At 62.3% G+C, this 24,884-nt stretch carries 19 protein-coding genes; 11 read left to right on the top strand and 8 right to left on the bottom strand.

Going from position 1 to position 24,884, the window contains the following annotated elements; all coding sequences use genetic code 11:
• The first annotated feature begins 6 nt into the window (after nt 1-6).
• The 4 genes from xdhA (at nt 7) to guaD (ending at nt 6,117) form a co-directional block, all read left to right on the top strand.
• On the top strand, nt 7-1,455 hold the full coding sequence (gene xdhA / locus HBO11_RS00890; RefSeq protein WP_169954224.1) for a xanthine dehydrogenase small subunit: 1,449 nt from the start codon (nt 7-9) through the stop codon (nt 1,453-1,455).
• The gene (gene xdhB, locus HBO11_RS00885) at nt 1,448-3,847 is read left to right on the top strand and encodes a xanthine dehydrogenase molybdopterin binding subunit (protein ID WP_169954225.1); all 2,400 of its coding nucleotides are present in this window, start codon (nt 1,448-1,450) and stop codon (nt 3,845-3,847) included. The genes xdhA and xdhB overlap by 8 nt, the downstream gene beginning before the upstream one ends.
• A gap of 115 nt (nt 3,848-3,962) precedes the next feature.
• Entirely contained in the window at nt 3,963-4,805 is an 843-nt protein-coding gene (xdhC, locus tag HBO11_RS00880) for a xanthine dehydrogenase accessory protein XdhC (RefSeq protein WP_169954226.1), read from the top strand.
• Nucleotides 4,806-4,812: 7 nt separating this feature from the next.
• Nucleotides 4,813-6,117, top strand: a complete 1,305-nt coding sequence (guaD, locus tag HBO11_RS00875) for a guanine deaminase (protein WP_169954227.1) — start codon at nt 4,813-4,815, stop codon at nt 6,115-6,117.
• A 122-nt stretch (nt 6,118-6,239) separates the two neighbouring features.
• On the opposite strand, the gene HBO11_RS00870 is transcribed toward guaD, so the two are convergent.
• Nucleotides 6,240-7,004: a GntR family transcriptional regulator gene (locus HBO11_RS00870; RefSeq protein WP_057439513.1), complete on the bottom strand. Its 765-nt coding sequence runs from the start codon at nt 7,002-7,004 to the stop codon at nt 6,240-6,242.
• Nucleotides 7,005-7,224: 220 nt separating this feature from the next.
• Between HBO11_RS00870 and HBO11_RS00865 the strand changes: the two genes are divergently transcribed.
• Entirely contained in the window at nt 7,225-8,415 is a 1,191-nt protein-coding gene (locus tag HBO11_RS00865; RefSeq protein ID WP_169954228.1) for a benzoate/H(+) symporter BenE family transporter, read from the top strand.
• A gap of 53 nt (nt 8,416-8,468) precedes the next feature.
• On the opposite strand, the gene HBO11_RS00860 is transcribed toward HBO11_RS00865, so the two are convergent.
• Nucleotides 8,469-8,813: a YggL family protein gene (locus HBO11_RS00860; RefSeq protein WP_169954229.1), complete on the bottom strand. Its 345-nt coding sequence runs from the start codon at nt 8,811-8,813 to the stop codon at nt 8,469-8,471.
• Between the two features lie 237 nt (nt 8,814-9,050).
• On the opposite strand from HBO11_RS00860, the gene dacB reads away from it, so the two are divergent.
• Nucleotides 9,051-10,511, top strand: a complete 1,461-nt coding sequence (gene dacB / locus HBO11_RS00855; RefSeq protein ID WP_029298225.1) for a D-alanyl-D-alanine carboxypeptidase/D-alanyl-D-alanine-endopeptidase — start codon at nt 9,051-9,053, stop codon at nt 10,509-10,511.
• Nucleotides 10,512-10,660: 149 nt separating this feature from the next.
• Here the strand turns inward: dacB and HBO11_RS00850 are convergent, their stop codons facing one another.
• Both HBO11_RS00850 and rlmKL read right to left on the bottom strand, forming a co-directional pair.
• A complete protein-coding gene (locus tag HBO11_RS00850; RefSeq protein ID WP_169954230.1) occupies nt 10,661-13,060 on the bottom strand; it encodes a GGDEF domain-containing protein in 2,400 nt (799 codons plus the stop codon).
• 135 nt (nt 13,061-13,195) lie between these two features.
• The gene (rlmKL, locus tag HBO11_RS00845) at nt 13,196-15,466 is read right to left on the bottom strand and encodes a bifunctional 23S rRNA (guanine(2069)-N(7))-methyltransferase RlmK/23S rRNA (guanine(2445)-N(2))-methyltransferase RlmL (protein ID WP_057439518.1); all 2,271 of its coding nucleotides are present in this window, start codon (nt 15,464-15,466) and stop codon (nt 13,196-13,198) included.
• Nucleotides 15,467-15,999: 533 nt separating this feature from the next.
• Between rlmKL and HBO11_RS00840 the strand changes: the two genes are divergently transcribed.
• On the top strand, nt 16,000-16,215 hold the full coding sequence (locus HBO11_RS00840) for a ribosome modulation factor (RefSeq protein WP_002553055.1): 216 nt from the start codon (nt 16,000-16,002) through the stop codon (nt 16,213-16,215).
• Nucleotides 16,216-16,348: 133 nt separating this feature from the next.
• Here the strand turns inward: HBO11_RS00840 and HBO11_RS00835 are convergent, their stop codons facing one another.
• From HBO11_RS00835 to HBO11_RS28775, 4 genes are all read right to left on the bottom strand, one after another.
• Entirely contained in the window at nt 16,349-17,374 is a 1,026-nt protein-coding gene (locus tag HBO11_RS00835; protein WP_169954231.1) for a quinone-dependent dihydroorotate dehydrogenase, read from the bottom strand.
• 90 nt (nt 17,375-17,464) lie between these two features.
• The gene (locus HBO11_RS00830; RefSeq protein WP_169954232.1) at nt 17,465-17,929 is read right to left on the bottom strand and encodes a transglycosylase SLT domain-containing protein; all 465 of its coding nucleotides are present in this window, start codon (nt 17,927-17,929) and stop codon (nt 17,465-17,467) included.
• On the bottom strand, nt 17,926-18,333 hold the full coding sequence (locus tag HBO11_RS00825; RefSeq protein ID WP_169954233.1) for a winged helix-turn-helix domain-containing protein: 408 nt from the start codon (nt 18,331-18,333) through the stop codon (nt 17,926-17,928). Before HBO11_RS00825 ends, HBO11_RS00830 begins: the two co-directional genes overlap by 4 nt.
• Before the next feature lie 177 nt (nt 18,334-18,510).
• The gene (locus HBO11_RS28775) at nt 18,511-19,371 is read right to left on the bottom strand and encodes a secretin N-terminal domain-containing protein (RefSeq protein WP_346266493.1); all 861 of its coding nucleotides are present in this window, start codon (nt 19,369-19,371) and stop codon (nt 18,511-18,513) included.
• A 246-nt stretch (nt 19,372-19,617) separates the two neighbouring features.
• On the opposite strand from HBO11_RS28775, the gene HBO11_RS00815 reads away from it, so the two are divergent.
• The 4 genes from HBO11_RS00815 to HBO11_RS00800 all read left to right on the top strand — a co-directional run bounded on the left by HBO11_RS00815 (nt 19,618) and on the right by HBO11_RS00800 (nt 24,559).
• The gene (locus tag HBO11_RS00815) at nt 19,618-20,844 is read left to right on the top strand and encodes a CmpA/NrtA family ABC transporter substrate-binding protein (RefSeq protein WP_169954235.1); all 1,227 of its coding nucleotides are present in this window, start codon (nt 19,618-19,620) and stop codon (nt 20,842-20,844) included.
• Between the two features lie 13 nt (nt 20,845-20,857).
• Nucleotides 20,858-21,433, top strand: coding sequence for an ANTAR domain-containing protein (locus HBO11_RS00810; RefSeq protein ID WP_038442299.1), 576 nt, complete (start codon nt 20,858-20,860; stop codon nt 21,431-21,433).
• A 247-nt stretch (nt 21,434-21,680) separates the two neighbouring features.
• Entirely contained in the window at nt 21,681-22,892 is a 1,212-nt protein-coding gene (locus HBO11_RS00805; RefSeq protein WP_169954236.1) for a nitrate/nitrite transporter, read from the top strand.
• Nucleotides 22,892-24,559 (top strand): bifunctional protein-serine/threonine kinase/phosphatase, encoded by a 1,668-nt coding sequence (locus HBO11_RS00800; protein WP_169954284.1) that lies wholly within the window; start codon nt 22,892-22,894, stop codon nt 24,557-24,559. Before HBO11_RS00805 ends, HBO11_RS00800 begins: the two co-directional genes overlap by 1 nt.
• Nucleotides 24,560-24,884 lie beyond the last annotated feature (325 nt).

Genomic DNA, 24,884 nt, shown 5'->3' with positions numbered 1-24,884 from the left:
CCTTCCGTGATCCAGTTTTTACTAAACCAGGAGCTCCGTAGCGAGCACGCCCTGGACCCGAACCTGACTGTGCTCAACTACCTGCGTGAGCACCTGGGCAAATCCGGAACCAAGGAAGGCTGCGCCAGCGGCGACTGTGGTGCCTGCACCGTGGTAGTCGGCGAGCTGCATACCGATGAGCAAGGTGCCGAGCAAATTCGCTATCGCAGCCTCAATTCGTGCCTGACGTTTGTCTCGTCCCTGCACGGCAAGCAACTGATCAGCGTCGAAGACCTCAAGCACCAGGGCCAGCTGCACAGCGTGCAACAGGCGATGGTCGAGTGCCATGGCTCGCAGTGCGGTTTCTGCACGCCGGGCTTTGTGATGTCACTGTTCGCCCTGCAAAAAAACAGCGACGCCCCGGACAGCGCCAAGGCCCATGAAGCCCTGGCCGGCAACCTGTGCCGCTGCACCGGCTACCGGCCGATCCTGGCCGCCGCCGAACAGGCCTGCTGCAACAAGCCCCAGGACCAGTTCGACAGCCGCCAGGCGCAGACCATCGCCCGCCTCAAGGCCATCGCCCCGACGCAAACCGGTGAACTGAACAGCGGCGACAAACGCTGCCTGGTGCCCCTGACCGTCGCCGACCTGGCCGACCTCTACGACGCCTACCCACAGGCCCGGCTGCTGGCCGGCGGCACCGACCTGGCGCTGGAAGTGACCCAGTTCCACCGCACGCTGCCAGTGATGATCTATGTGGGCAACATCGAGTCCATGAAGCGCATCGAGACCTTTGACGACCGCCTGGAAATCGGCGCCGCCACCGCCCTCTCCGACTGCTACAGCGCGCTGCACCATGAATACCCGGACTTCGGCGACCTGCTGCACCGCTTCGCCTCCCTGCAAATCCGCAACCAGGGCACCCTCGGCGGCAATATCGGCAACGCCTCGCCCATCGGTGATTCGCCGCCGCTGCTGATCGCCCTCGGCGCGCAGATCGTGCTGTGCAAGGGCAGCGTGCGCCGCACCCTGGCCCTGGAAGACTACTTTATCGACTACCGCGTCACTGCCCGCCAGGACAGCGAGTTCATCGAAAAAATCATCGTACCCAAGGGCCACGCGCTGTTTCGTGCCTACAAGGTTTCCAAGCGCCTGGACGATGACATCTCGGCGGTGTGCGCGGCGTTCAACCTGAAAATCGACAACGGGGTGATCAGCGATGCCCGCGTGGCCTTCGGCGGCATGGCCGCCACGCCCAAACGCGCGCAACACTGCGAGACGGTGCTGATCGGCGCCACCTGGAACAGTGCCACCGTGGAGAAAGCCTGCGCGGCCCTGGCCGAGGATTTCACCCCGCTGTCGGACTTTCGCGCGAGCAAGGAATACCGCCTGCTCAGCGCACAGAACCTGCTGCGCAAATACTTCATCGAACTGCAAACGCCGCACATCGAGACTCGGGTGACCGCTTATGTCTAACCATCACGCCGTGGTAAAAACCCAAGCCGAAATGGCCGCGCTGTTTGCCCAGGACCTGACGTCCGGGGTCGGGCGCAGCGTCAAGCATGACAGCGCCGCCAAGCACGTGTCGGGCGAAGCGCAGTACATCGATGACCGCCTGGAATTCCCCAACCAGTTGCACCTGTATGCGCGCATGTCCGACCGCGCCCATGCCCGGATCCTCAGCATCGACACCGCACCTTGCTACGCCTTCGAGGGGGTGCGCATCGTCATCACCCACGAAGACGTACCGGGCCTCAAAGACATCGGCCCGCTGATGCCCGGCGACCCGTTGCTGGCCATCGACACCGTGCAGTTCGTCGGCCAGGTGGTGCTGGCCGTCGCCGCCCGCGACCTGGAGACCGCACGCAAGGCCGCCATGGCGGCGGTGATCGAATACGAAGACCTGGAGCCGGTGCTGGATGTGGTCGAGGCCTTTCGCAACAAACATTTCGTGCTGGACAGCCACACCCACCAGCGCGGGGATTCGGCGGGCGCCCTGGCGAGCGCGAAACACCGTATCCAGGGGACCCTGCATATCGGCGGCCAGGAACACTTCTATCTGGAGACCCAGATTTCCTCGGTGATGCCCACCGAAGACGGCGGCATGATCGTCTACTGCTCCACCCAGAACCCCACCGAAGTGCAGAAACTGGTGGCCGAAGTGCTGGACGTGTCGATGAACAAAATCGTCGTGGATATGCGCCGCATGGGCGGTGGTTTTGGTGGCAAGGAAACCCAGGCGGCCAGCCCGGCATGCCTGTGTGCAGTGGTCGCGCGCCTGACCGGCCAGCCGACCAAAATGCGCCTGCCACGGGTCGAAGACATGCTGATGACCGGCAAGCGCCACCCGTTCTATATCGAATACGACGTGGGCTTTGACGACAACGGCCGCCTGCACGGGATCAATCTGGACCTGGCGGGTAACTGCGGCTGCTCGCCAGACCTGTCTAACTCGATTGTCGACCGCGCGATGTTCCACTCCGACAACTCCTATTACCTGGGCGACGCCACCGTCAACGGCCATCGCTGCAAGACCAACACCGCCTCCAACACCGCCTACCGTGGCTTCGGCGGCCCGCAAGGCATGGTCGCCATCGAGGAAGTGATGGACGCCATCGCCCGCCACCTGGCGCTGGACCCGCTGGCGGTGCGCAAGGCCAATTACTATGGCAAGACCGAGCGCAACGTCACCCACTACTACCAGACTGTCGAGCACAACATGCTCGAAGAGATGACCGCCGAGCTTGAGGCCAGCAGCCAATACGCCGAGCGCCGCGAAGCGATCCGCCTGTACAACGCCCACAGCCCGATCCTGAAAAAAGGCCTGGCGCTGACCCCGGTCAAGTTCGGTATTTCGTTTACCGCCAGCTTCCTCAACCAGGCCGGCGCCTTGATCCATATCTACACCGACGGCAGCATCCACCTGAACCACGGCGGCACCGAGATGGGCCAGGGCCTGAACATCAAAGTCGCGCAAGTGGTGGCCGAGATTTTCCAGGTGGAAATCGACCGGGTGCAGATCACCGCGACCAACACCGACAAAGTGCCCAACACCTCGCCGACCGCCGCCTCCAGCGGTGCCGACCTCAACGGCAAGGCCGCGCAGAATGCCGCCGAGACCATCAAGCAGCGCCTGGTGGAATTTGCCGCGCGCAAATACGACGTCAGCGAGGCCGATGTTGAGTTCCACAACGGCCATGTGCGGGTGCGTGAGCTGATCCTGACGTTCGAGGAGCTGATCCAGCAGGCGTATTTCGCCCAGGTGTCGCTGTCCAGTACCGGGTTCTACAAGACCCCGAAAATCTTCTACGACCGCAGCCAGGCGCGGGGTCGGCCGTTCTACTACTTCGCCTTCGGTGCGGCCTGCTGCGAAGTGATCGTCGACACCCTGACCGGCGAGTACAAAATGCTGCGCACCGACATCCTCCACGATGTGGGCGCCTCGCTGAACCCGGCCATCGATATCGGCCAGGTGGAAGGCGGCTTTATCCAGGGCATGGGCTGGCTGACCATGGAAGAGCTGGTGTGGAACAACAAGGGCAAATTGATGACCAATGGCCCGGCCAGCTACAAGATCCCGGCGGTAGCGGACATGCCCCTGGATTTGCGGGTCAAGCTGGTAGAAAACCGCAAGAACCCGGAAGACACGGTGTTCCACTCCAAGGCCGTGGGTGAGCCGCCATTCATGCTCGGGATTGCCTCGTGGTGCGCGATCAAGGATGCGGTGGCGAGCCTGGGTGACTATCGCCATCAACCCAAGATCGATGCACCGGCGACCCCGGAGCGGGTGTTGTGGGGGTGTGAGCAGATGCGCCAGTTGCAGGTGGCGACGGTGGGTGAGGCAGAGACCGAGATGGCTTCGCTCTAGACCCAGGTGCTGCCATCGCGGGCGAGCCCGCTCCCACATCTGGATTGCATTCCCCTGTGGGAGTGGGCTTGCCCGCGAAGACGGCCGAACTGACAACAGAAATGTTGAGGTAGACATGAACAACTGGATCAGCGCCCTCGCCGACCTGCAACACCAGGGTGAACCCTGCGTGCTGGTGACCATCATCGAAGAACTCGGCTCCACGCCGCGCAACGCCGGTTCCAAGATGGTGATCAGTGCCGCCCGGACCTTCGACACCATCGGCGGCGGCCACCTGGAATACAAAGCGATGCAGATCGCCCGCGAGATGCTCGCCAGCGGTCAGCACAACACCCATCTGGAGCGCTTCAGCCTGGGGGCCAGCCTCGGCCAGTGCTGCGGCGGCGTGACTGTGCTGCTGTTTGAGCCCATGGGCCAGGTGCAGGCGCAGATTGCCGTATTCGGCGCCGGCCATGTCGGCCGCGCGCTGGTGCCACTGCTGGCCAGCCTGCCATGCCGGGTGCGCTGGATCGACTCGCGGGAACAGGAATTCCCGGAGCACATCCCCCAGGGCGTGCGTAAAATCGTCAGCGAAGAGCCGGTCGATGAAATTGCCGACCTGCCGGCGGGCAGTTACTGCATCGTCATGACCCACAATCACGCGCTGGACCTGGAACTCACCGCCGCCCTGCTCAAGCGCAATGATTTTGCCTACTTTGGCCTGATCGGCTCGCAGACCAAACGCGTCAAGTTTGAACACCGCCTGCGTGAGCGCGGCTTCGAGGCCGCGCAGTTACAACGCATGCGCTGCCCCATGGGCCTCACCGAGGTGAAGGGCAAATTGCCGGTGGAAATCGCCATTTCCATCGCCGGCGAGATCATCGCCACCTATAACGCCAATTTCGGCCAGCACACCGCGAGTGCCGAACCCATTGCCAAACTGCTGCCGGCCTCGCGCCGCAGCCAAGCTATCAATTGAGACGACCATGCCTTTGACTCGCAAAGCCTACCGCGCCGCCATCCTGCACAGCCTCGCCGACCCTGCCGTGGTTGGGATCGACGCCTCCTACGAGTATTTCGAAGACGGCCTGCTGGTGATCGACAACGGCCAGATCAGCGCCCTGGGGCATGCCAGCGACTTGCTGCCGACGCTGGCGGCCGATATCGAAATCACCCATTACCAGGACGCGCTGATCACCCCCGGCCTGATCGACACCCATATCCACCTGCCGCAAACCGGCATGGTCGGGGCCTACGGCGAACAACTGCTGGATTGGCTCAACACCTATACCTTCCCTTGCGAAAGCCAGTTCGCCGACAAGGCCCACGCCGAAGAAGTGGCGGATATCTTTATCAAGGAACTGCTGCGCAACGGCACCACCACCGCCCTGGTGTTCGGCAGCGTGCACCCGCAATCGGTCAACTCATTCTTTGAAGCCGCCGAGAAACTCGACCTGCGCATGATCGCCGGCAAGGTGATGATGGACCGCAATGCGCCGGACTACCTGACCGACACCGCCGAGTCCGGCTACCAGGAGAGCAAGGCGCTGATCGAGCGCTGGCACGGCAAGGGCCGTTTGCACTACGCCGTGACCCCGCGCTTCGCGCCTACCAGCACACCGGAACAGTTGACCCTCGCCGGGCAATTGCTGGGGGAATACCCGGACCTGTACATGCAGACGCACATCAGTGAAAACCTGCAGGAAGTGCAATGGGTCAAGGAGCTGTTCCCGGAGCGCAGCGGCTACCTGGACGTGTACGACCACTACAAGCTGCTGGGGGAACGTTCGGTATTCGCCCATGGCGTGCACCTGTGCGACGACGAATGCGCGCGACTGGCGCAAGCGGGTTCAGCAGTGGCGTTCTGCCCGACGTCGAACTTCTTCCTCGGCAGCGGCCTGTTCAACCTGCCGATGGCCGAGAAGCACCAACTCAATGTGGGCCTGGGCACGGACGTGGGGGGTGGCACCAGTTTCTCGCTGCTGCAGACCCTGAACGAGGCCTACAAGGTCATGCAATTGCAGGGCGCGCGGTTGAGCCCGTTCAAATCGTTGTACCTGGCGACCCTGGGCGGTGCCAAAGCGCTGCGCCTGGAAGACAAGATCGGCACGTTGCAGCCGGGCACCGATGCCGACTTCCTGGTCCTGGACTACAACGCCACGCCACTGCTCAGCTATCGCCTGAAGCAGGCCAAGAACATTGCCGAGACGTTGTTTGTATTGATGACACTGGGGGATGATCGGGCGGTGATGCAGACGTATGCGGCGGGCAATCTGGTACACCAACGCTGACCCAAAGAACACCACAAAACCCTGTAGGAGCTGGCTTGCCAGCGATAGCATCACCGCGGTGAACAGATACACCGCGGTGCCTGCATCGCTGGCAAGCCAGCGCCTACACAGTTTGATCGGGTTTACAGCTTGATCGAGGAGCGGCCCGGCTTCTTGGTCTGCAGCAAATGCGAGAACACCGCATGCAAATCATCCGACGCGCTTTCCTCATCGAGGTTGAGCTTGCTGTCGATATGATCCATGTGATGCATCATCAGGTTCACCGCCAGCCCCACGTCCCGGGCTTCGATGGCATCGATCAACTGGGTGTGCTCGTCGTAGGAACAGTGTGAGCGGTTGCCGCTTTCATACTGGGCGATGATCAGCGAAGTCTGGGACACCAGGCTGCGTTGGAAGCTGATCAGCGGGGCATTCTTCGCCGCCTCGGCCAGTTTGAGGTGGAACTCGCCAGAGAGCCGGATACCCGCGCCACGATCGCCACGGGAGAAGCTGTCGCGCTCGTCATTGACCATCTGCCGCAACTCGGCCAACTCTTCGGTGGAGGCATGCTGCACCGCCAGTTCGGTGATAGCCCGCTCGACCAGGCGCCGGGCGAGGAATACCTGGCGGGCTTCCTCGACACTTGGGCTGGCCACGACCGCACCCCGATTGGGGCGCAACAACACCACGCCTTCATGGGCCAGGCGCGACAAGGCGCGGCGGATGATGGTGCGGCTGACGCCAAAGATCTCGCCCAGTGCTTCTTCACTCAATTTGGTACCGGGCGCCAGGCGTTGTTCGAGGATGGCCTCGAAGATATGCGCGTAGACGATATCGTCCTGGGTTCCACTGCGACCGGCCTTACCGGCTCGCGGCTGTTTCTTGAGGGGCTGCAACTGTTCGTTCATGGGCACTCGGGTCGGGAGAACGGCGGCGAATTGACGTTGACTGTAATAAGGGTATAGCGGGTCGCTGGCAAGTATCGCGTAAAAACAGCGCACATTGTACACAACCCGTTGCGCCAACACACTGTACGGCTGTTTGCGCGGCCGGCTGTATTGCAACAGTCAGTTACGTTTGAGTTTAGGCTTGATTCCACGATTTCCCAGGTACAAGGAACACCGCCCCATGACCGACGCGACCCAGGCGCCCCTGCGCCCACTGGCCGACACTTCGCCCTCGGCCATTGTCGCCGGCTTCATCGCCATGATGACCGGCTACACCAGTTCGCTGGTGCTGATGTTCCAGGCCGGCCAGGCTGCCGGCCTGACCACCGGGCAAATCTCCTCGTGGATCTGGGCGATCTCCATCGGCATGGCGGTGTGCAGCATCGGCCTGTCCCTGCGCTACCGCACGCCCATCACCATTGCCTGGTCGACTCCCGGTGCGGCGCTGCTGATTACCAGCCTGGGCGGGGTCAGCTATGGCGAGGCCATTGGCGCCTACATCACCTGCGCGGTGCTGGTGACGATCTGCGGCCTCACCGGCAGCTTTGAGAAACTGGTGAGGAAGATCCCCGCCTCGCTGGCCGCCGCGCTGCTGGCCGGGATTCTGTTCAAGATCGGCAGCGAGATTTTCGTCGCCGCGCAGCACCGCACCGCCCTGGTACTGGGCATGTTCTTTACCTACCTGATCATCAAGCGCCTGTCGCCCCGGTATGCGGTGCTGGCGGCGCTGCTGATCGGCACCGCCTTGTCCGGGCTGATGGGGCTCCTGGATTTCAGCGGGTTCAGCCTGGAAGTGGCGACGCCGGTGTGGACCACGCCGCACTTCTCCCTGGCGGCGACCATCAGCATCGGTATTCCGCTGTTCGTGGTGGCGATGACTTCGCAGAACATGCCGGGGGTCGCGGTGTTGCGCGCCGATGGCTACGATGTACCGGCCTCGCCACTGATCACCGCCACCGGCCTGGCCTCGCTGGTGCTGGCACCGTTCGGCTCCCACGGCATCAACCTGGCAGCCATCAGTGCGGCCATCTGCACCGGGCCTCACGCCCATGAGGATCGCAACAAGCGCTACACCGCCGCGGTGTGGTGCGGGATTTTCTACGGTATCGCCGGGGTATTTGGCGCAACCTTGGCGGCATTGTTCGCCGCATTGCCCAAGGAGCTGGTGCTGTCGATCGCGGCATTGGCGTTGTTTGGCTCGATCATCAATGGCCTGAGCATCGCCATGAATGAGCCCAAGGAGCGGGAAGCCGCGCTGATTACCTTTATGGTCACGGCGTCGGGGCTGACGCTGTTTTCCATCGGTTCGGCATTCTGGGGGATTGTGGCGGGGGTGTTGACGCTGGTGATTCTGAACTGGCGCAAAGCCTGACTTTAATACCCTGAAACGAAAAAGCGACCCGGGAGGGTCGCTTTTTCATGACATCAGACAGCCGGGTTGATCGGCTTTTCTGGGTGCCAGGCGTCCAGCAGTTCGCTGACTTCAACGCGGGTCAGCTCTGGGCGAGCCTTGAGCCACGCTTCGACAACTGCACGCTGCTCAGGGGTAACCGAACCACGGGTGGCTTTGCAGACCAGACCGAAGTCGTCGCCGCCCACGTAGTCCAGGCCATTGCCATCCATCGCTTCGGTCAGGAAGGCGTCGATGAAAGCGTCAACCGCTTTGTCGTCCAAACCTTCTTTGAAATCCAGGTTCAGTTCGAAACCCAGCTCTTGAAATTCATCAACGCACAGTTTTTTGCGCAGACGCCGGGAACGGTTAGTCGCCATTGGAACAATCCTCTTAAGTATTAACGGCCGGCACTCTACCAGTTTAAGGCGCTGATTGCCCGGCAATCCAAGACGGGTGGCACGATAGCGCGAAAAAAAACCGTGATTTGCAGCTATCGTTGAGGCACAAGTAGCTCCACCTTGGGGCATAATGCCGACACTTTCATGACCACTGGGGGATTTTCTTACATAGCCCCCGCTATATTCACCCTCCTATGCAGTAGGGTCTTACTTCTTATGATCAAATCCTTGCGTCCATTGTTACTCGCCAGTTTCCTTTTGCCCCTGGCCCTCTCTGTCACCGCCGCCCCGATCAATACCACCTTGCCACCTAAAGTCCAGGAAGCCCTGCAGAAAGCCAAGCTGCAGAACAATGCACTGTCCCTGGTGATGATTCCGCTCAATGGCCCCGGCACTGCCACGGTGTTCAACGCTGACGTCTCGGTCAACCCGGCGTCGACCATGAAGCTGGTCACCACCTACGCTGCCCTGGAAATGCTCGGCCCCAATCATCAATGGAAAACCGAGTTCTACACCGACGGCACCCTCAGTGGCGGCGTCCTGCGGGGCAACCTGTACCTCAAGGGCGGCGGCGACCCCAAGCTGAACATGGAAAAACTCTGGCTGCTGATGCGCGACCTGCGTGCCAATGGCGTACAGCAAGTCACCGGTGACCTGGTGCTGGACCGTGGCTTCTTTATCCAGCCGCAATTGCCGGAATTCAACGACGACGGCAACGACGCCAACAAACCGTTCCTGGTCAAGCCGGACGCCCTGCTGGTCAACCTCAAGGCCCTGCGTTTCGTGACCCGCAACGATTCAGGACGGGTGTTGGTGTCGGTGGAACCGCCGATTGCCAGCATCCAGATCGACAATCAGGTCAAGGCCACCAACGCCAAGCAGTGCACCGGTGACGTGCGCTACAACCCGGTCACCGCCGCCGATGGCAGTGTCACCGTGACCGTCAGCGGCCAGTTGGGCGATGGCTGCAGCTCGCAGACATATCTGTCGCTGCTCGACCATGCCACCTACACCGCTGGTGCCGTGCGCGCGATCTGGAAAGAACTCGGCGGCACGATCCAGGGCCGCGACGTGCTGGCCCCAGTGCCGAAAACCGCCAAGGTCCTGGCCCGGGCGTTCTCCCCGGACCTGGCCGAGATCATCCGCGACATCAATAAATACAGTAACAACACCATGGCCCAGCAACTGTTCCTCAGCCTCGGCGCGCAATACCGCAACGATGCCGATGGCGACGATGCCAAGGCTGCGCAGCGTGTGGTGCGCCAGTGGCTGGCGAAAAAAGGCATCACCGCGCCGCACCTGGTGATGGAAAACGGCTCCGGCCTGTCCCGTGCCGAACGGGTCAGTGCCCGGGAAATGGCGACCATGTTGCAGGCTGCCTGGAGAAGCCCGTACGCGGCAGAGTTCATCAGCTCGATGCCGATTGCCGGCAGTGACGGCACCATGCGCAAGCGCCTGAAGACCACGGCCCTGCGTGGCGAAGCCCACGTCAAGACCGGCACCCTGAACACCGTGCGCGCCATTGCCGGCTTCAGCCGTGATAACAATGGCAATACTTGGGCGGTGGTGGCGATTCTCAACGATCCGAAGCCTTGGGGTGCTTCATCGGTGCTCGACCAAGTGCTGCTGGACCTGTATCGCCAGCCGAAGCTGGCAGCAGCGGCACCAGGTCTATAGATGGGGACTCAATGTGGGAGCGGGCTTGTGTGGGAGCGGGCTTGCCCGCGATAGCTGTGGGTCAGTCAGCACATTTGGCACCTGATACACCGCCATCGCGGGCAAGCCCGCTCCCACACAAGCCTGCTCCCACATTCGGCATACGGTACTCAGGCAGGCAAGCGCTGCGCCTCGACCCGATCCCGGCCCGCCTGCTTGGCCGCATACACCGCCGAATCCGCACGCAGCAACAAGCTATCCACCCCCTCATCGACCCGCCAACTGGCCACGCCGAAACTGGCCGTTACCGTGCCGACGCCGTCCATTGGTGTACTGCGCAGCACTTCCCACAACTCAACGGCCAGGCTGTAGGCCTGAACGCCATCGGTGTTCGGACACAACACCATGAACTCCTCACCGCCCAGGCGACAGAACACATCGCTGCGGCGCACACGCAGGCGGATACGCCGGCACAGCTCCTGCAGCACGCCATCTCCCGCCGCGTGCCCATGCTGGTCATTGATACGTTTGAAGTGATCGATATCCAGCATGATCACTGCCAGTGCTCCCGACGTGCGCCGCACCCGGCTCATCTCGGCCTTCAGCCGGTCCTGGAAATAGCGACGATTATGGATACCCGTCAACGAGTCGGTGATGGACAACGCCCGCAACTCTTCCTCTACCCGCTTGAGATCGGAGATATCCGACACATAGCCATGCCATAGCGTACCGCCGCCAGGTAACTCTTCCGGCGTCGCCTCGCCGCGAATCCAACGCAGGCCCCGACCTGGCAGTTGCACCCGGTACTCTTCACGCCAGTGGCTCAATTGCAGCGCTGACAGGCGGATGGAGGCGCGGATGCGCTCGGCGTCCTGGGGATGAATTCGCTCGAAGACTTGCTTGGCATCTTGTTGCAGCAACCCCGGATCGATTTCGTAGATATCGCGGATACCGTCGCTGGCGTAGATAAACCGCCAATTGTCGTTGGGCTCCAGGGTGAACTGGAAGATCCCGCCCGGCACATGGGCGCTGAGTTTTTTCAGCAACCGATCCCTCGCCGCCAGGGCCTCATAGGCGCGTTTCTGTTCGGTGACATCCAGGCAGATCGCCAGGTGCCCGACCCACAAACCATGCTCATCAAGCAAGGCTGTGGCCAGCATATTCACGGTCAACTGGCTGCCGTCCTGGCGCACCAGCGTCCACTCCCTGGCCTCATGCAGGCTGTCGGCGCCCTCCACCAGCATCGCCTGGCCGGGCATGATCCGCTTGCCTAGGGCATGGCTCAGTTGCATGGCACGGGTTTCCAGCTCCACCGCCAGGTGCAGGCTTTCGAGGGTCATGTGGCCCAGCACCTGGTCAGCCGGATAACCCAGCATTTGCTCGGCGCCGGCATTGAAGGTGCTGATCACGCCCCGCAAATCGGTGGCAATGATCGCCACCTGGGTCGCGGCGTTGAGCACACTGCGCAACTGGCCGTGGGCACCGCGCAACTCGTACTCGCGCTGGTGCAATTGCCCGGTGCGTTGCTGCACCAGCCGCACCGCCCGTTGACGCTGGCTGACCAGCACATAGAGCAAGGCACTGAGTAACAGGCTGAGCAAACAGCCCATGGTCAGGATACTGGCGACGGAGGAATGATTGGCCTGGGCGAATACCTGGCTGGGGCGCAGGCTCAGGGCGTAGACATGATCCCCAAGGGTCAGCCGGCGGATCGCTTCCAGGCCACTATCGCCCAGGGCATTGTCCGACGCATACAACACCCGCTGCTGGGTATCGGAAGTATCCACAATCTGCATCACCAGGTTGTCCCGCGCAGGTTTAGGCAGACCGTCGGCGACCAATTGGCGCATGCTGATCACCGCCATGACGAAACCGTAGGGTTCGTTGTAGGGCATTTGCGCGGTGGGCGCTCGAGTGACGGGCGCCACCAGCAACACCCCCATGGCATACGCCGGCTCGACACCCACCAGCGACATCGGTTGGGACACGGCGATGGTGCCGGAACGGTACGCCCGCTCGACCGTCGAGCGGCGCAGTGGCTGCGCCAGCAAGTCAAACCCCAGGGGTGAGCCGAGCAGGCTTTGGGTCTGGCTGTACAACACCGGCACATATTCGTCGCGCTCGCCCGCCGTCACCAAAGTCCCGGCTTCGTTCAGCTCGCGAATGGAGAACGACATGCCACGCTGGAGTGACACTTGCTGTTCAAAAGCCTGGCGCTGATCGCGAAATATCCGTGGCGCCCAGGCGTAGGCACGCGCGCGCAACAGTAGCGGCTGGGCGAACCCATCGAACTCTTCGCGGGAAACATCATGGGAGTTGACGAAAAAACGCCGCAGGCTGCCCAGGCGCTGTTCCTGGTCTTCAAAACGCTCTTCCAGGCGGCTATAGCGTTCGTTGACCAACAACTGAAAACGCTGGCGGACCTCCTGGTGATGCAGGTCGGCCGTGGCCAGCGCCAGTACGCCGGTAAGCGCCACACCCACCAGCAAGACCACCAAAGCCACCAGCCAAGCCGACGCCTGTTCGCTGATAAATCCCAGTATTTTCGGGCGGACGGCTTGCAACGGCATAGGCAAAACTCGCAACACCAGCGTGCAGGGGCGCCACTTTGGCTAAGAGAATAGTTATAGCCATCGAGCCCACTTTTGACCAGCGCAAAAAAGCCGCGAGCCCGGAAAAATCCAGGCTCGCGGCTTCAAGGTCGATCAGCGTGCGGTGATTTTCCAGGCGCGGTGGATTTTCGGGTTACGGGCGAAATCCGGATCGATGGTTTTGTCGCTGATTTCCTCGACGGCATAGCGCTCGCCCAGGTTGTCTTCCAACTGGAACTTGCGGAAGTTGTTGGAGAAATACAGCACCCCGCCCGGCGCCAGGCGAGCCATGGCCAGGTCCAGCAACTGCACGTGGTCACGCTGGACGTCAAACACGCCTTCCATGCGCTTGGAGTTGGAGAAGGTTGGCGGATCGATGAAGATCAGGTCGAACTCATCACGACTGGCTTCCAGCCACGCCATCACATCACCCTGCTCCAGGCGGTTCTTGTCGGAGAAGCCATTGAGGGACAGGTTGCGACGTGCCCAGTCCAGGTAGGTTTTCGACAAATCGACGCTGGTGGTGCTGCGCGCACCGCCTTTGGCCGCGTGCACACTGGCAGTGGCGGTGTAGCAATACAGATTGAGGAAGCGCTTGCCGGCGGCTTCTTTCTGGATGCGCATGCGCATCGGGCGGTGGTCGAGGAACAGACCGGTGTCCAGGTAGTCGGTCAGGTTGACCAGCAACTTTACCCCGCCTTCGCTGACTTCCGTGAACTTGCCCTGGGCACTCTGGCGCTCGTACTGCTTGGTGCCGCTCTGGCGCTCGCGGCGCTTGACCACCACACGGCTCTTGTCGATGTTCAGCGCCTGGGGAATTGCGGCCAGGGCATCGAACATGCGCGCCGAGGCTTTTTCCGGGTCGATGGATTTGGGTGCCACGTATTCCTGGACGTGCACCCAGTCGTGGTACAGATCGATAGCCATGGAGTATTCGGGCATATCGGCGTCGTACACACGGTAGCAATCCACACCCTCGCGCTTGGCCCACTTGCCTAGCAACTTGAGGTTCTTTTGCAGGCGGTTGGCAAACATCTGCCCGCCTTCGCTCAAGCGCGCCTGCTCGACCACCGGAGCCGGTGCCGGCGCGGGTTTGATCGGGTTACCGTTCTTATTGTACTGGCGCTCTTGCGGCTCGGTCGGGGCCTGGTCGTAAGCGGCTTGCTCACGTTCGGCCTGGCGCTGTTCCGGGGTGCGGCGCTCGCCGGTGACGAACTGGTCCGGGTTGACCTTGATCAGCAGCAGCTTGCACGGCAAGGCGCCGTTCCAGAACGAGTACTGCTTGTGGCTGCGGATACCCATACGCTTGCCCAGGTCTGGCGCGCCGGTGAACACCGCCGCTTCCCAGCCCATGCACGCCTGGCGCAGACGCTCGCCAAGGTTCTGGTAGAGGTACAACAGGCTGGCTTCATCACCCAGGCGCTCGCCGTACGGCGGGTTGCAGATGACCAGGCCTTTCTGGTTCTGGTCCGGGCGCGGTTCGAAGGTGCCGACTTCACCCTGGTAGATCTTGATCCAGTGGCTCAGGCCGGCGCGCTCGATGTTGTTGCGCGCGGGCTGGATCAGACGCGGATCGGCTTCGTAGCCACGGATCCACAGTGGTGGCTTGTTCATGCCGATAGCCGCACGCTCGCTGGCCTCGGTGTGCAGTTTTTTCCACAAGGCCGGCACGTGGCCGAGCCAGGCGGTGAAGCCCCACTGCTCGCGATTGAGGTTGGGGGCCATGTCGGCGGCGATCATCGCGCCTTCGACCAGGAAAGTGCCGACGCCGCACATCGGGTCAGTCAACGCGCCGTTTTCAGCGGCAATGCGCGGCCAGCCGGCACGAATCAGAATTGCCGCCGCGAGGTTTTCCTTCAACGGTGCCGCACCCTGCTGCAAGCGGTAACCGCGCTGGTGCAGGCTATGGCCGGACAGGTCAAGGGAGAGGATCGCTTCGCCACGGTCCAGGCGCAGGTGAATGCGCAGGTCGGGGTTGATCTTGTCGATGGACGGACGTTCGCCGGTCGGGGTACGCAGCTTGTCGACAATCGCATCCTTGACCTTCAGCGCGCCGAAGTGAGTGTTGTCGATACCCGAGCCATGGCCGCTGAATTCCACCGCGAGGGTGCCATCAGGGACCATATGGTCTTGCCATTCGATATCCAGCACGCCGTGGTACAGGTCTTCGGCATCCTTCATCGGGAAGCGCTTGAGTACCAGCAACACGCGGTTGGCCAGGCGCGACCAGAGGCACAGGCGGTAGGCGGTTTCCATGTCGGCCATGCCGCGCACGGCCGAGGTGTGCTCGCGCGCATCTTCAAGGCCAAGCCCGACGGCTTCCTCGATCAGCAGGCCTTCGAGGCCCTTGGGGCAAGTGAGGAAGAGTTCGTAACGGTCCGACATGGGCATTCCAGGCTTTTCAGCAATAAGTGAACGGGCGACGCATCGCGCGTTCGGTTTTCAATCAAGCGCTTTTCTTGAAGAGCGCTCGCGTGGCACGAATGTGTGCCGTTCCACCCCGGTCTCCTGGCCTATTGGCCTTGATTGCCGGGGCAGAGAGATAATTTGTGCAACAAAAGGAAATATTCTGACCCTTCGTCGAATAATAACCGACTGCAAGCGGCGGGTATTCTCACTAAAGGATTAAACCCATCCTCTATACAGGGCACATCATAGCTGGCTTTGCCCTGTAAATGGGGCGAAAAGCCATCCCAGCTTATGGCTATAGCATCGTTATCGTTACGTGCTTATGACAAAACGATCATTGAATCCATGTGACCTATTGGTTAGAACTCAACACAGGTTAGCGCCGCAACGACGCTGACACAGAGGCTCGCCACGCCGGCAGCGAGCCACACCAACGGCAGAAAAACTCTGCCCGGCCTCGGATGAGGTCGAAGGATATCAAGACAGTCAACAAGTGAGGGAAACACCCTATGAGAAGACTTAAGCGTGATCCGTTGGAAAGAGCATTTTTACGCGGATATCAGTATGGCGTTCATGGCAAATCCCGTGAGCTTTGCCCCTTTACTCTACCGTCGGTACGCCAAGCCTGGATTAACGGCTGGCGCGAAGGACGCGGCGACAATTGGGACGGTATGACCGGCACTGCGGGGATCCACAGACTCAACGAACTTCACGCCGTCGGCTAATCAGGGCACTTAATTCCGACAACCACCTTGAAGAATGTAACGACTTAACCACGCACGCCCCATCCGGGCGGCGGGCTTCGGCCCAGGGGCTCCTTCGAGGAGCCCTTTTTTATGGGCCGGCTCCTACAGGGGCTCAGGATTTGGGGAGCGCCGCGATAGCGTCGACCGATTGGCGAATCAGCGCTGGCCCCTTGTAGATAAACCCGGAATACAACTGCACCAGGCTGGCCCCTGCGGCGATTTTCTCGGCAGCGTGCTTGCCTTCGGTGATCCCGCCCACGGCGATGATCGGCAAACGACCGGCCAGTTCGGCCGCCAGCACCTTGACGATATGGGTGCTCTGGTCACGCACTGGCGCACCGGAAAGGCCACCGGCTTCGTCACCGTAGGCCAGACCTTCAACGCCGACACGGCTGAGGGTGGTGTTGGTCGCAATCACCGCGTCCATCCCCGAATCCACCAGAGCCTGGGCCACCAGCACGGTTTCTTCGTCGCTCATGTCCGGGGCGATCTTGATTGCTAACGGCACGCGCTTGCCGTGGCGTACCGCCAGGTCTTCCTGGCGCTGGCGCAGGGCTTCGAGCAGTTGCTTGAGGGAATCGCCAAATTGCAGGCTGCGCAGGCCCGGGGTGTTGGGCGAACTGACGTTGACTGTCACATAGCTGGCGTGGGCGTAGACCTTGTCCAGGCAAGTCAGGTAGTCATCCACCGCACGCTCCACCGGGGTATCGAAGTTCTTGCCGATATTGATCCCGAGGATGCCCTTGTACTTGGCGGCCTGTACCCGGGACAACAGGTGGTCAACCCCCAGGTTGTTGAAGCCCATGCGGTTGATGATCGCCTCGGCTTCCGGCAGGCGGAAAATGCGCGGCTTGGGATTGCCCGGCTGCGGGCGCGGCGTGACGGTGCCGATCTCGACAAAACCGAACCCCAACTGCGCGAAGCCATCGATGGCCGCGCCATTCTTGTCCAGGCCAGCCGCCAGGCCCACCGGGTTGGGAAAATCGAGCCCCATCACCGACACCGGCATCTTCGCCGGCGCCTTGCACACCAGGCCATTGAGCCCCAGGCGGCCACCCGCGCCGATCAGGTCCAGGGACAGATCGTGGGAAGTTTCCGGGGAGAGTTTGAACAACAGCTGGCGGGCCAGGGTATACATGGGCGGGCTTGACTCGGATGGCGGCAAAAGGTGGCGGCGATTATAGCCGGGGTGGCGGGTCCGTGCGAGGCATGGCACACCGCCGGTCGATCATCCATTGCGATGGGCCATCAACTCTTCATAGCGGCTCCAGATCTTCTGCGCGTAGCGCAAGCGCAACGCGTCACGCTCGGCCCCCGCCCCAGGCCCGACGTTATAGGCGCCCACGGCAGTCCAGTTGTAGCCAAACTGCTTGATGAAGCCGGCCAGGATCGAGGCCCCCACCTCGACCGACAGACAGGGCTCATCCAACAGGCGCTGCTCGGTAATGCCCTGCTTGAGCAGGCGAGGCAGATGAATACTGTTGATTTGCATCAGGCCAATATCATAGGTGCCGTTGTTATTGCTGTAGTTCATGGCCTCGGCGCGGTAGCCGGACTCCACAGCGGCAATCGCCTGCAACAGTTCCGGCTCGATATCGTATTGACGAGCGGCCTCGGCCCAGCAGTAAGCCCGGGCTTCGCCTGCCCCGCCCAGGCAAAGCAACAACAGTCCCAGCCGGCAGGCGCGTTTCATGCCCGCTCGCCATACCATCCACAGGCAGGGCACGCACGGGGCGCTTTGCCCGCCGCCTGCGCCGGGCCAGGTGGCTCGATCACCCGCACCCGGCCATTGAAGCGATAACCGCGGCCATACACGGTCGCGATCAACGCCCGATCGCCCTCCAACTGCTTGCGCAGCGCGTAGATGCACCGGGTCAGGGATTCTTCGGCGATATCGGTATGGGGCCAGACCTGCTCCAGCAGGTGGTCCTTGCTGACCAGCACGCCGGGCGTGGCCAGCAACAGGCGCAACACGTGACATTCCTTGGGTGGTAACTGAATGTCGCGACCTTCAGTGGTCAACCTGCCATCCGCCTGCAACCTCCAATGACCAAAGGCGAGGGACGCCGCCATCAAGCCCTCAACTGCAACAACCATTCAAACCTCTGTACCTGTCTGCGGACATTCACGGCGCCCTGATTTTCCATAGCGCACCGTCTGGGAGATAGGGCGACTATAGAAACCCGCAGCCAGTTTCACGTTAGGAAAAAGCCCGCTGCTTCGAAGTTTTCCGGGAGTGTTGCGTAGGAACTTTCGAAGTCTGTACAAACCCCGCTACGGCTCAGCGATCCGCGCAAATGCACGCCGCACACGCTCGTATTGCTCGGCACTCAAGGGCGTCGAAGTGACGGAATGCGCGGGTGTGTCCAGCTCAGCCACCAGTTTTTTGATCAGCCTCAACTGCTGCTCACTGCCTTTGACCAGCAGGCTGTTGGTCTCTGGGTAGGCGATTACCACCGCGCCGGTGCCGGCCTTGCGCCCCAGCGTGGCGAGCTGTTTCTCGAGCAGCGTGGCGACACCCGGCACGGTGATGGTCTGCGAGCCCATGTCATACCGACGGTCCGAGACGTCGGCATTCTGCACCTGGACTACGCCCACTTCAGGCGGGGCCTCGCGTCGCGCCGGGCGCGGGCGATCCATCAACTGGGCCAGGCGCAGGACGTGGTCGACGTAATTGGCGGGCCCCGACACATAAAACAATCGGGCGCCGGCCTTGCGCAGGGGGTAACGCGCCTCTTCGAGCCCCGCGCGGCGCATGACCTGGCGCAATCGGTCGACGGTCATGTAGCGCAGGGTCACCCCGGAACTCTTGGCCTCGCTGGCGTCGTAGAGATGCAGCACCTGGCCGTCGCTGTACCAGATCAGATCGTGCTGCAACGCCACGCTCTCCAGGACCGCTTGTGCATGGGCAAAATCAAAATGCCCGGTAATGCGCTTGCCCGCCGCCAGTTTGCTGACCACGATGGGCTGGCCCAGGGGCACCGCAAGCCGTCTGAAGAAGCCTTGTAGGCTTTCGTCCCACATCAGATAGGACTCGCCCATGGCCGGCAAGGCATTGAGCATCAACAGCCCGCCCAGCAGCCAGCGCCGTAAAAAGCCACGACAGGTCGTTGCAGTAGATCGATCAAGGAGCACGCCGGGTTTCCTGGACGGTGTTGCGTGAAAGAGCGCCATAGTGAAAGCCCACCCGGGTGCAATCTTGATGAAAACCTGATCAACCACCACTCGCCCGGGCGCCGTGGCATGTGCCTTGCTTTGCCCTACCCAGCGCAGCCCGCGCCAACGCCGGAACGGGCTCACAGACAAAGGCGTCGTTACCTGCCGCGGCTTGCATGCCGCCTGGCATGACGACGCCTTTTTTCATACAGAAGGTAGGTGTAGATGAGTGATCAGCTCGGCAACAGCCAGGCCAACAACCCTCTGGCCTGGGTCAACGGCAGCGATGCCCCGGAAAAGAGCAGCCTCGACCTGGGCTTCATGGCCTTGAGCGATTGTGCCTCGCTGGTGGTCGCGGCGACCCAGGGGTTTGCCCAGCCCTACGGCCTGACGCTAAACCTCAGGCGCCAGTCATCCTGGGCCGGCCTGCGGGACAAGCTGGTCAGCGGCGAACTCGACGCCGCCCACAGCCTGTACGGCCTGATCTATGCGGTGCACCTGGGCATCGGCGGCGTTGCGCCGACCGACATGGCGGTGCTGATGGGCCTGAACCAGAACGGCCAGGGCATCAACCTGTCCCAGGGCCTGCAGCACCAGGGCGTGACCAGTCCTGAGGCACTGGCGCGCAAGGTGCACCAAAGCCGGACAAAACTGACCTTCGCCCAGACGTTTCCTACCGGCACCCACGCCATGTGGTTGTATTACTGGCTGGCTAGCCAGGGCATTCATCCATTGCGGGATGTGGACAGTGTGGTGGTGCCGCCGCCGCAGATGGTCGCGCACCTGCAAGCCGGGCGGATCGACGGCCTGTGTGTCGGCGAACCCTGGTGCGCCAGCGCGGCGCAACAGCACCAGGGTTTTACCCTCGCCACCAGCCAGGCGATCTGGCCGGACCACCCGGAGAAAGTCCTGGGCTGCACCCAGGCGTTTGTCGAGCAGTACCCCAACACCGCTCGGGTGCTGGTGATGGCGGTCCTGGAAGCCAGCCGCTTTATCGACGACAGCATCGAAAACCGACGTTCCACCGCGCAACTGCTGAGCGCCCGGGAATACCTGGACGCCCCGCTCGACTGCATCGAGCCACGGCTGCTGGGCGCCTATGCCGACGGCCTGGGCAACCACTGGCAGGACGCGCACGCGCTGCGCTTCCATGGCGAGGGCGAGGTCAACCTGCCGTACCTGTCCGATGGCATGTGGTTCATGACCCAGTTCCGCCGCTGGGGCCTTTTGCGGGAAGACCCCGATTACCTCGCCGTGGCCCGCCAGGTGCAACAACTGGATCTCTATCGCCAGGCCGCAAGCGCCGTGGGCGTGGCGGCCATGGACACGCAGATGCGCAGCAGCCAATTGATCGACGGCAAGGTCTGGGACGGCTCGGACCCGGCCGGTTATGCCCGCAGTTTCCGCCTGCATGCCCTGGCCGACGATGTCGTCCGCCAGGCATTGCGCTGATGGGAGGCCACCCATGTTGCGAATCCTGCTGATCAATGACACCCCACGCAAAGTCGGGCGCCTCAAGAGCGCGCTGACCGAAGCCGGTTTTGAGGTAATCGACGAGTCCGGCCTGACCATCGACCTGCCGGCGCGCGTCGAAACGGTGCGCCCGGACGTGATTCTGATCGATACCGAATCACCCGGGCGCGATGTGATGGAGCAAGTGGTGCTGGTCAGCCGCGACCAGCCGCGGCCCATCGTGATGTTTACCGACGAACATGATCCCGGGGTAATGCGCCAGGCGATCAAGTCCGGGGTCAGCGCCTACATCGTCGAAGGCATCCAGGCCCAGCGCCTGCAACCGATCCTTGATGTCGCCATGGCGCGCTTCGAGAGCGACCAGGCCTTGCGCGCACAACTACTGGCCCGCGACCAGCAACTGGCGGAACGCAAGCGCATCGAACTGGCCAAGGGCTTGCTGATGAAAATGAAGGACTGCAATGAGGAACAGGCCTACACCCTGATGCGCCGCCAGGCCATGAGCCGCCAGCAGAAGTTGATCCAGGTGGCGGAGCAGATTATTGCCATGAGTGAATTGCTAGGCTGAGCCACACAACCGCAATCGCCCAAGGTGGGAACGGGCCTGCCCGCGAGGGCAATGTCACGGTTGGCGCAAGACTTGCTAACTAAACACCACAGGTAGCCAACGGCGGTTGCCCCTCCACGACAAAGACGTCGCACATCCGGTTTGCCCAGGCGAACCCGGTGGCGGCGTTTTTTCGTTTGGATGGGGCGGCCTTCGCTGGCCGCTCCATCACCAGGCCTTCTACAAGATCCCCAATCTGAGGTGCGTGATGAAATCAAGCTTCTGGAAATCCGGGCACACCCCGACCTTGTTTGCCGCGTTCCTGTATTTCGACCTGAGTTTCATGGTCTGGTACCTATTGGGCCCGCTGGCGGTGCAGATCGCCGCCGACCTGCAACTGACCACCCAGCAACGCGGGCTGATGGTCGCCACGCCGATCCTGGCAGGGGCGATCCTGCGCTTCCTGATGGGCATGCTCGCGGACAAGCTGTCGCCCAAGACTGCCGGCCTGATCGGCCAGGTGATCGTGATTGTGGCGCTGTTCTGTGCCTGGAAACTGGGGATCCACAGTTATGAACAGGCGTTGCTGCTAGGACTGTTCCTCGGCATGGCCGGGGCCTCGTTTGCCGTCGCCCTGCCGCTGGCCTCCCAGTGGTACCCCGCCGAACACCAGGGCAAGGCCATGGGCATCGCCGGGGCCGGCAACTCCGGCACGGTGTTCGCCGCGCTACTGGCACCGCTGATCGCCGCCGCATTTGGCTGGACCAACGTGTTCGGCTTTGCCCTGATCCCGCTGATCCTGACTTTGATCGTGTTCGCCTGGCTGGCGCGCAATGCGCCTGAGCGACCCAAAGCCAAATCCATGGCCGACTATTTCAAGGCCCTGGGCGACCGCGACAGTTGGTGGTTCATGTTCTTCTACAGCGTGACCTTCGGTGGTTTCATCGGCCTGGCCAGCGCCCTGCCCGGCTACTTCAACGACCAATACGGCCTGAGCCCGGTCACCGCCGGTTACTACACCGCCGCCTGCGTGTTCGGCGGCAGCCTGATGCGGCCCCTGGGCGGCGCCCTGGCTGACCGTTTCGGCGGGATCCGCACCCTGCTGGGCATGTACGGCGTGGCGGCCGTGTGCATCGCCGCAGTGGGCTTCAACCTACCGAGTTCCTACGCGGCACTGGCACTTTTCGTGTGCACCATGCTCGGCCTGGGTGCGGGTAACGGTGCGGTATTCCAACTGGTGCCCCAGCGCTTTCGCCGCGAGATTGGCGTGATGACCGGGCTGATCGGCATGGCCGGCGGTATCGGCGGTTTCGCCCTGGCAGCGGGCATGGGCGCGATCAAGCAAAGCACCGGCAGCTACCAGTTGGCACTGTGGCTATTCGCCAGCCTGGGCGTGCTGGCGTGGTTCGGCCTGTATGGCGTGAAGCGCCGCTGGAGGACCACCTGGGGTTCGGCGGCCGTCACCGCCGCGCGGGTCTGATGAGCCTGCAATTGAGCGTGGCCCAGGCCAGCGCCATCGGGCCACGCGCGGAAAACCAGGACGCCCTGCGCCTGGTCACGCCGGCTCCGGAACTGGCCGCCAGCAAAGGCTATCTGTGTGCTATCGCCGATGGCGTCAGCCAATGCGCCGACGGCGGCCTGGCCGCGCGCTCGACCTTGCAGGCCCTGGCCCTGGATTACTACGCCACGCCACAGACCTGGGGCGTGGCCCAGGCCCTGGAGCGGCTGTTGCTGGCACAGAATCGCTGGCTGCAGGCCAATGGCGGCGGCCAACCGTTACTGACCACCCTCAGCGCCCTGGTGTTTCGCGGCCAGCGCTTTACCCTGGCCCATGTTGGTGATTGCCGGGTGTATCGCTGGTTTGACGGTGAGTTGCAGCGCATCACTCAAGAGCATGTCTGGGAGCAGCCCGGCATGCAGCATGTGCTCAAGCGCGCCCTGGGCCTGGACCAGCATCTGGTGGTGGATTTTCTCGACGGTGAACTGCGCCAGGGCGAATGTTTCCTGCTGCTCAGCGATGGTGTGTGGGCGACCCTCGCCGACCACAGCATCCGCGCGATCCTGCGCGAACAGGCCGACCTGGACGTGGCGGTCAATACGCTGGTCAACGCCGCGCACCTGGCAGGTAGCCAGGACAACGCCAGTGCCCTGCTGGTGCGCATCGACCGGCTCGGCGCCGCGACCCTGGGTGATGCGCTGGTGCAGTTGCAACAGTGGCCATTGCCGCCACTGTTGAAGGCCGGGCAATCCTTCGAAGGCTGGCAGGTGGAATGCCTGCGGGCACACAGTCGCCAGTCGTTGCTGTACCGGGTCCGGGATGCCCAGCAGCAACCCTGGCTGCTCAAGACCCTGCCCCCTGACCACGATGATGATCACGATGCCGCCCAGGCCCTGCTCGCGGAGGAATGGTTTCTGCGCAGGGTGGCCGGACGGGCATTTCCTGAAGTCCATCCGGGCGGCGGGCGTCAGCATTTGTACTACGTGATGCGTGAATACAGCGGGCAAACCCTGGCGCAGCTGTTCCAGCGGCAAGGCCCGTTGCCACTGGCGCAGTGGCAATCCATTGCCGAACGCTTGCTGCGGGCAGTCGGCATGCTGCATCGCCGGCAAATCCTGCACCGCGACATCAAGCCGGAAAACCTGCTGCTGGGCGACGACGGCGAACTGCGGGTGCTGGATTTTGGCCTGGCCTATTGCCCTGGGTTGTCCGAAGACCGCGCTCACCTGTTGCCGGGCACGCCCAGCTTTATCGCGCCCGAAGCCTTCAGCGGCGAACGTCCGACCCCGCAGCAGGATTTGTACAGCGCCGGTGTGAGCCTGTATTACCTGCTCACCGGGCATTATCCCTACGGTGAGATCGAAGCTTTCCAGCGGCCCCGGTTCAACACGCCGGTCAACGCCAGCCGCTACCGGCCGGACCTGCCCGATTGGTTGCAGCAAAGCCTGGAACGCTCGGTTGCCGCGCAAGCAGATCAGCGTTACGAAACCGCCGAGCAATGGCTGCTGGTACTGGAACAGGCCGACCGCCGCGAACTGAGCCTGCGCCCGCGGCCGCTGCTGGAACGCGAACCGCTGAAGGTCTGGCAAACCCTGGCGTTGGTGTCGCTGCTGATCAATCTGCTGTTGCTGTATCTGTTATCCCTGTAGGAGCCAGCTTGCCGGCGCAAAACCCACAATCACCGTATTCATCCAGGTACCTCGCGTTATCGTTAACGTCCTTCGCCGGCAAGCCGGCTCCTACAGGAGGTCGACGCGCCAGTTGTGGGCATCGCGCCTTTAAATGGTGCGAAACAGCCTTGTGGCAACCGCCAGAACCTCAGTAAATCCGGCTTTTCACGACTTGGCACAACCGCTGCATTAGCTCCTGCAACACCCCCACATACAGCCCACCCTTCAACGACGAAGGTGGGGCTCTCCCGAGAGAACGGGACCAGGACAAAGGCGTCCTCGCTAGGCAACTAGCGGGACGCCT

The sequence above is a fragment of the Pseudomonas sp. WS 5010 genome, assembly GCF_012985565.1.
Lineage (GTDB): Bacteria > Pseudomonadota > Gammaproteobacteria > Pseudomonadales > Pseudomonadaceae > Aquipseudomonas.
The sequence above is the reverse complement of the archived record's forward strand: the minus strand, read 5'-3'. Positions and strand labels throughout refer to the sequence as shown.

Coding starts and splice junctions, on each gene's coding strand:
- HBO11_RS00870 (WP_057439513.1), bottom strand. CDS start 7,004: ATGAACGAACAGTTGCAGCCCCTCAAGAAACAGCCGCGAGCCGGTAAG.
- HBO11_RS00840 (WP_002553055.1), top strand. CDS start 16,000: ATGAGAAGACTTAAGCGTGATCCGTTGGAAAGAGCATTTTTACGCGGA.
- xdhB (WP_169954225.1), top strand. CDS start 1,448: ATGTCTAACCATCACGCCGTGGTAAAAACCCAAGCCGAAATGGCCGCG.
- rlmKL (WP_057439518.1), bottom strand. CDS start 15,466: ATGTCGGACCGTTACGAACTCTTCCTCACTTGCCCCAAGGGCCTCGAA.
- HBO11_RS00835 (WP_169954231.1), bottom strand. CDS start 17,374: ATGTATACCCTGGCCCGCCAGCTGTTGTTCAAACTCTCCCCGGAAACT.
- HBO11_RS00810 (WP_038442299.1), top strand. CDS start 20,858: ATGTTGCGAATCCTGCTGATCAATGACACCCCACGCAAAGTCGGGCGC.
- HBO11_RS00825 (WP_169954233.1), bottom strand. CDS start 18,333: ATGGTTGTTGCAGTTGAGGGCTTGATGGCGGCGTCCCTCGCCTTTGGT.
- HBO11_RS00865 (WP_169954228.1), top strand. CDS start 7,225: ATGACCGACGCGACCCAGGCGCCCCTGCGCCCACTGGCCGACACTTCG.
- HBO11_RS00815 (WP_169954235.1), top strand. CDS start 19,618: ATGAGTGATCAGCTCGGCAACAGCCAGGCCAACAACCCTCTGGCCTGG.
- dacB (WP_029298225.1), top strand. CDS start 9,051: ATGATCAAATCCTTGCGTCCATTGTTACTCGCCAGTTTCCTTTTGCCC.
- HBO11_RS00850 (WP_169954230.1), bottom strand. CDS start 13,060: ATGCCGTTGCAAGCCGTCCGCCCGAAAATACTGGGATTTATCAGCGAA.
- guaD (WP_169954227.1), top strand. CDS start 4,813: ATGCCTTTGACTCGCAAAGCCTACCGCGCCGCCATCCTGCACAGCCTC.
- HBO11_RS00800 (WP_169954284.1), top strand. CDS start 22,892: ATGAGCCTGCAATTGAGCGTGGCCCAGGCCAGCGCCATCGGGCCACGC.
- xdhC (WP_169954226.1), top strand. CDS start 3,963: ATGAACAACTGGATCAGCGCCCTCGCCGACCTGCAACACCAGGGTGAA.
- HBO11_RS00860 (WP_169954229.1), bottom strand. CDS start 8,813: ATGGCGACTAACCGTTCCCGGCGTCTGCGCAAAAAACTGTGCGTTGAT.
- HBO11_RS00805 (WP_169954236.1), top strand. CDS start 21,681: ATGAAATCAAGCTTCTGGAAATCCGGGCACACCCCGACCTTGTTTGCC.
- HBO11_RS00830 (WP_169954232.1), bottom strand. CDS start 17,929: ATGAAACGCGCCTGCCGGCTGGGACTGTTGTTGCTTTGCCTGGGCGGG.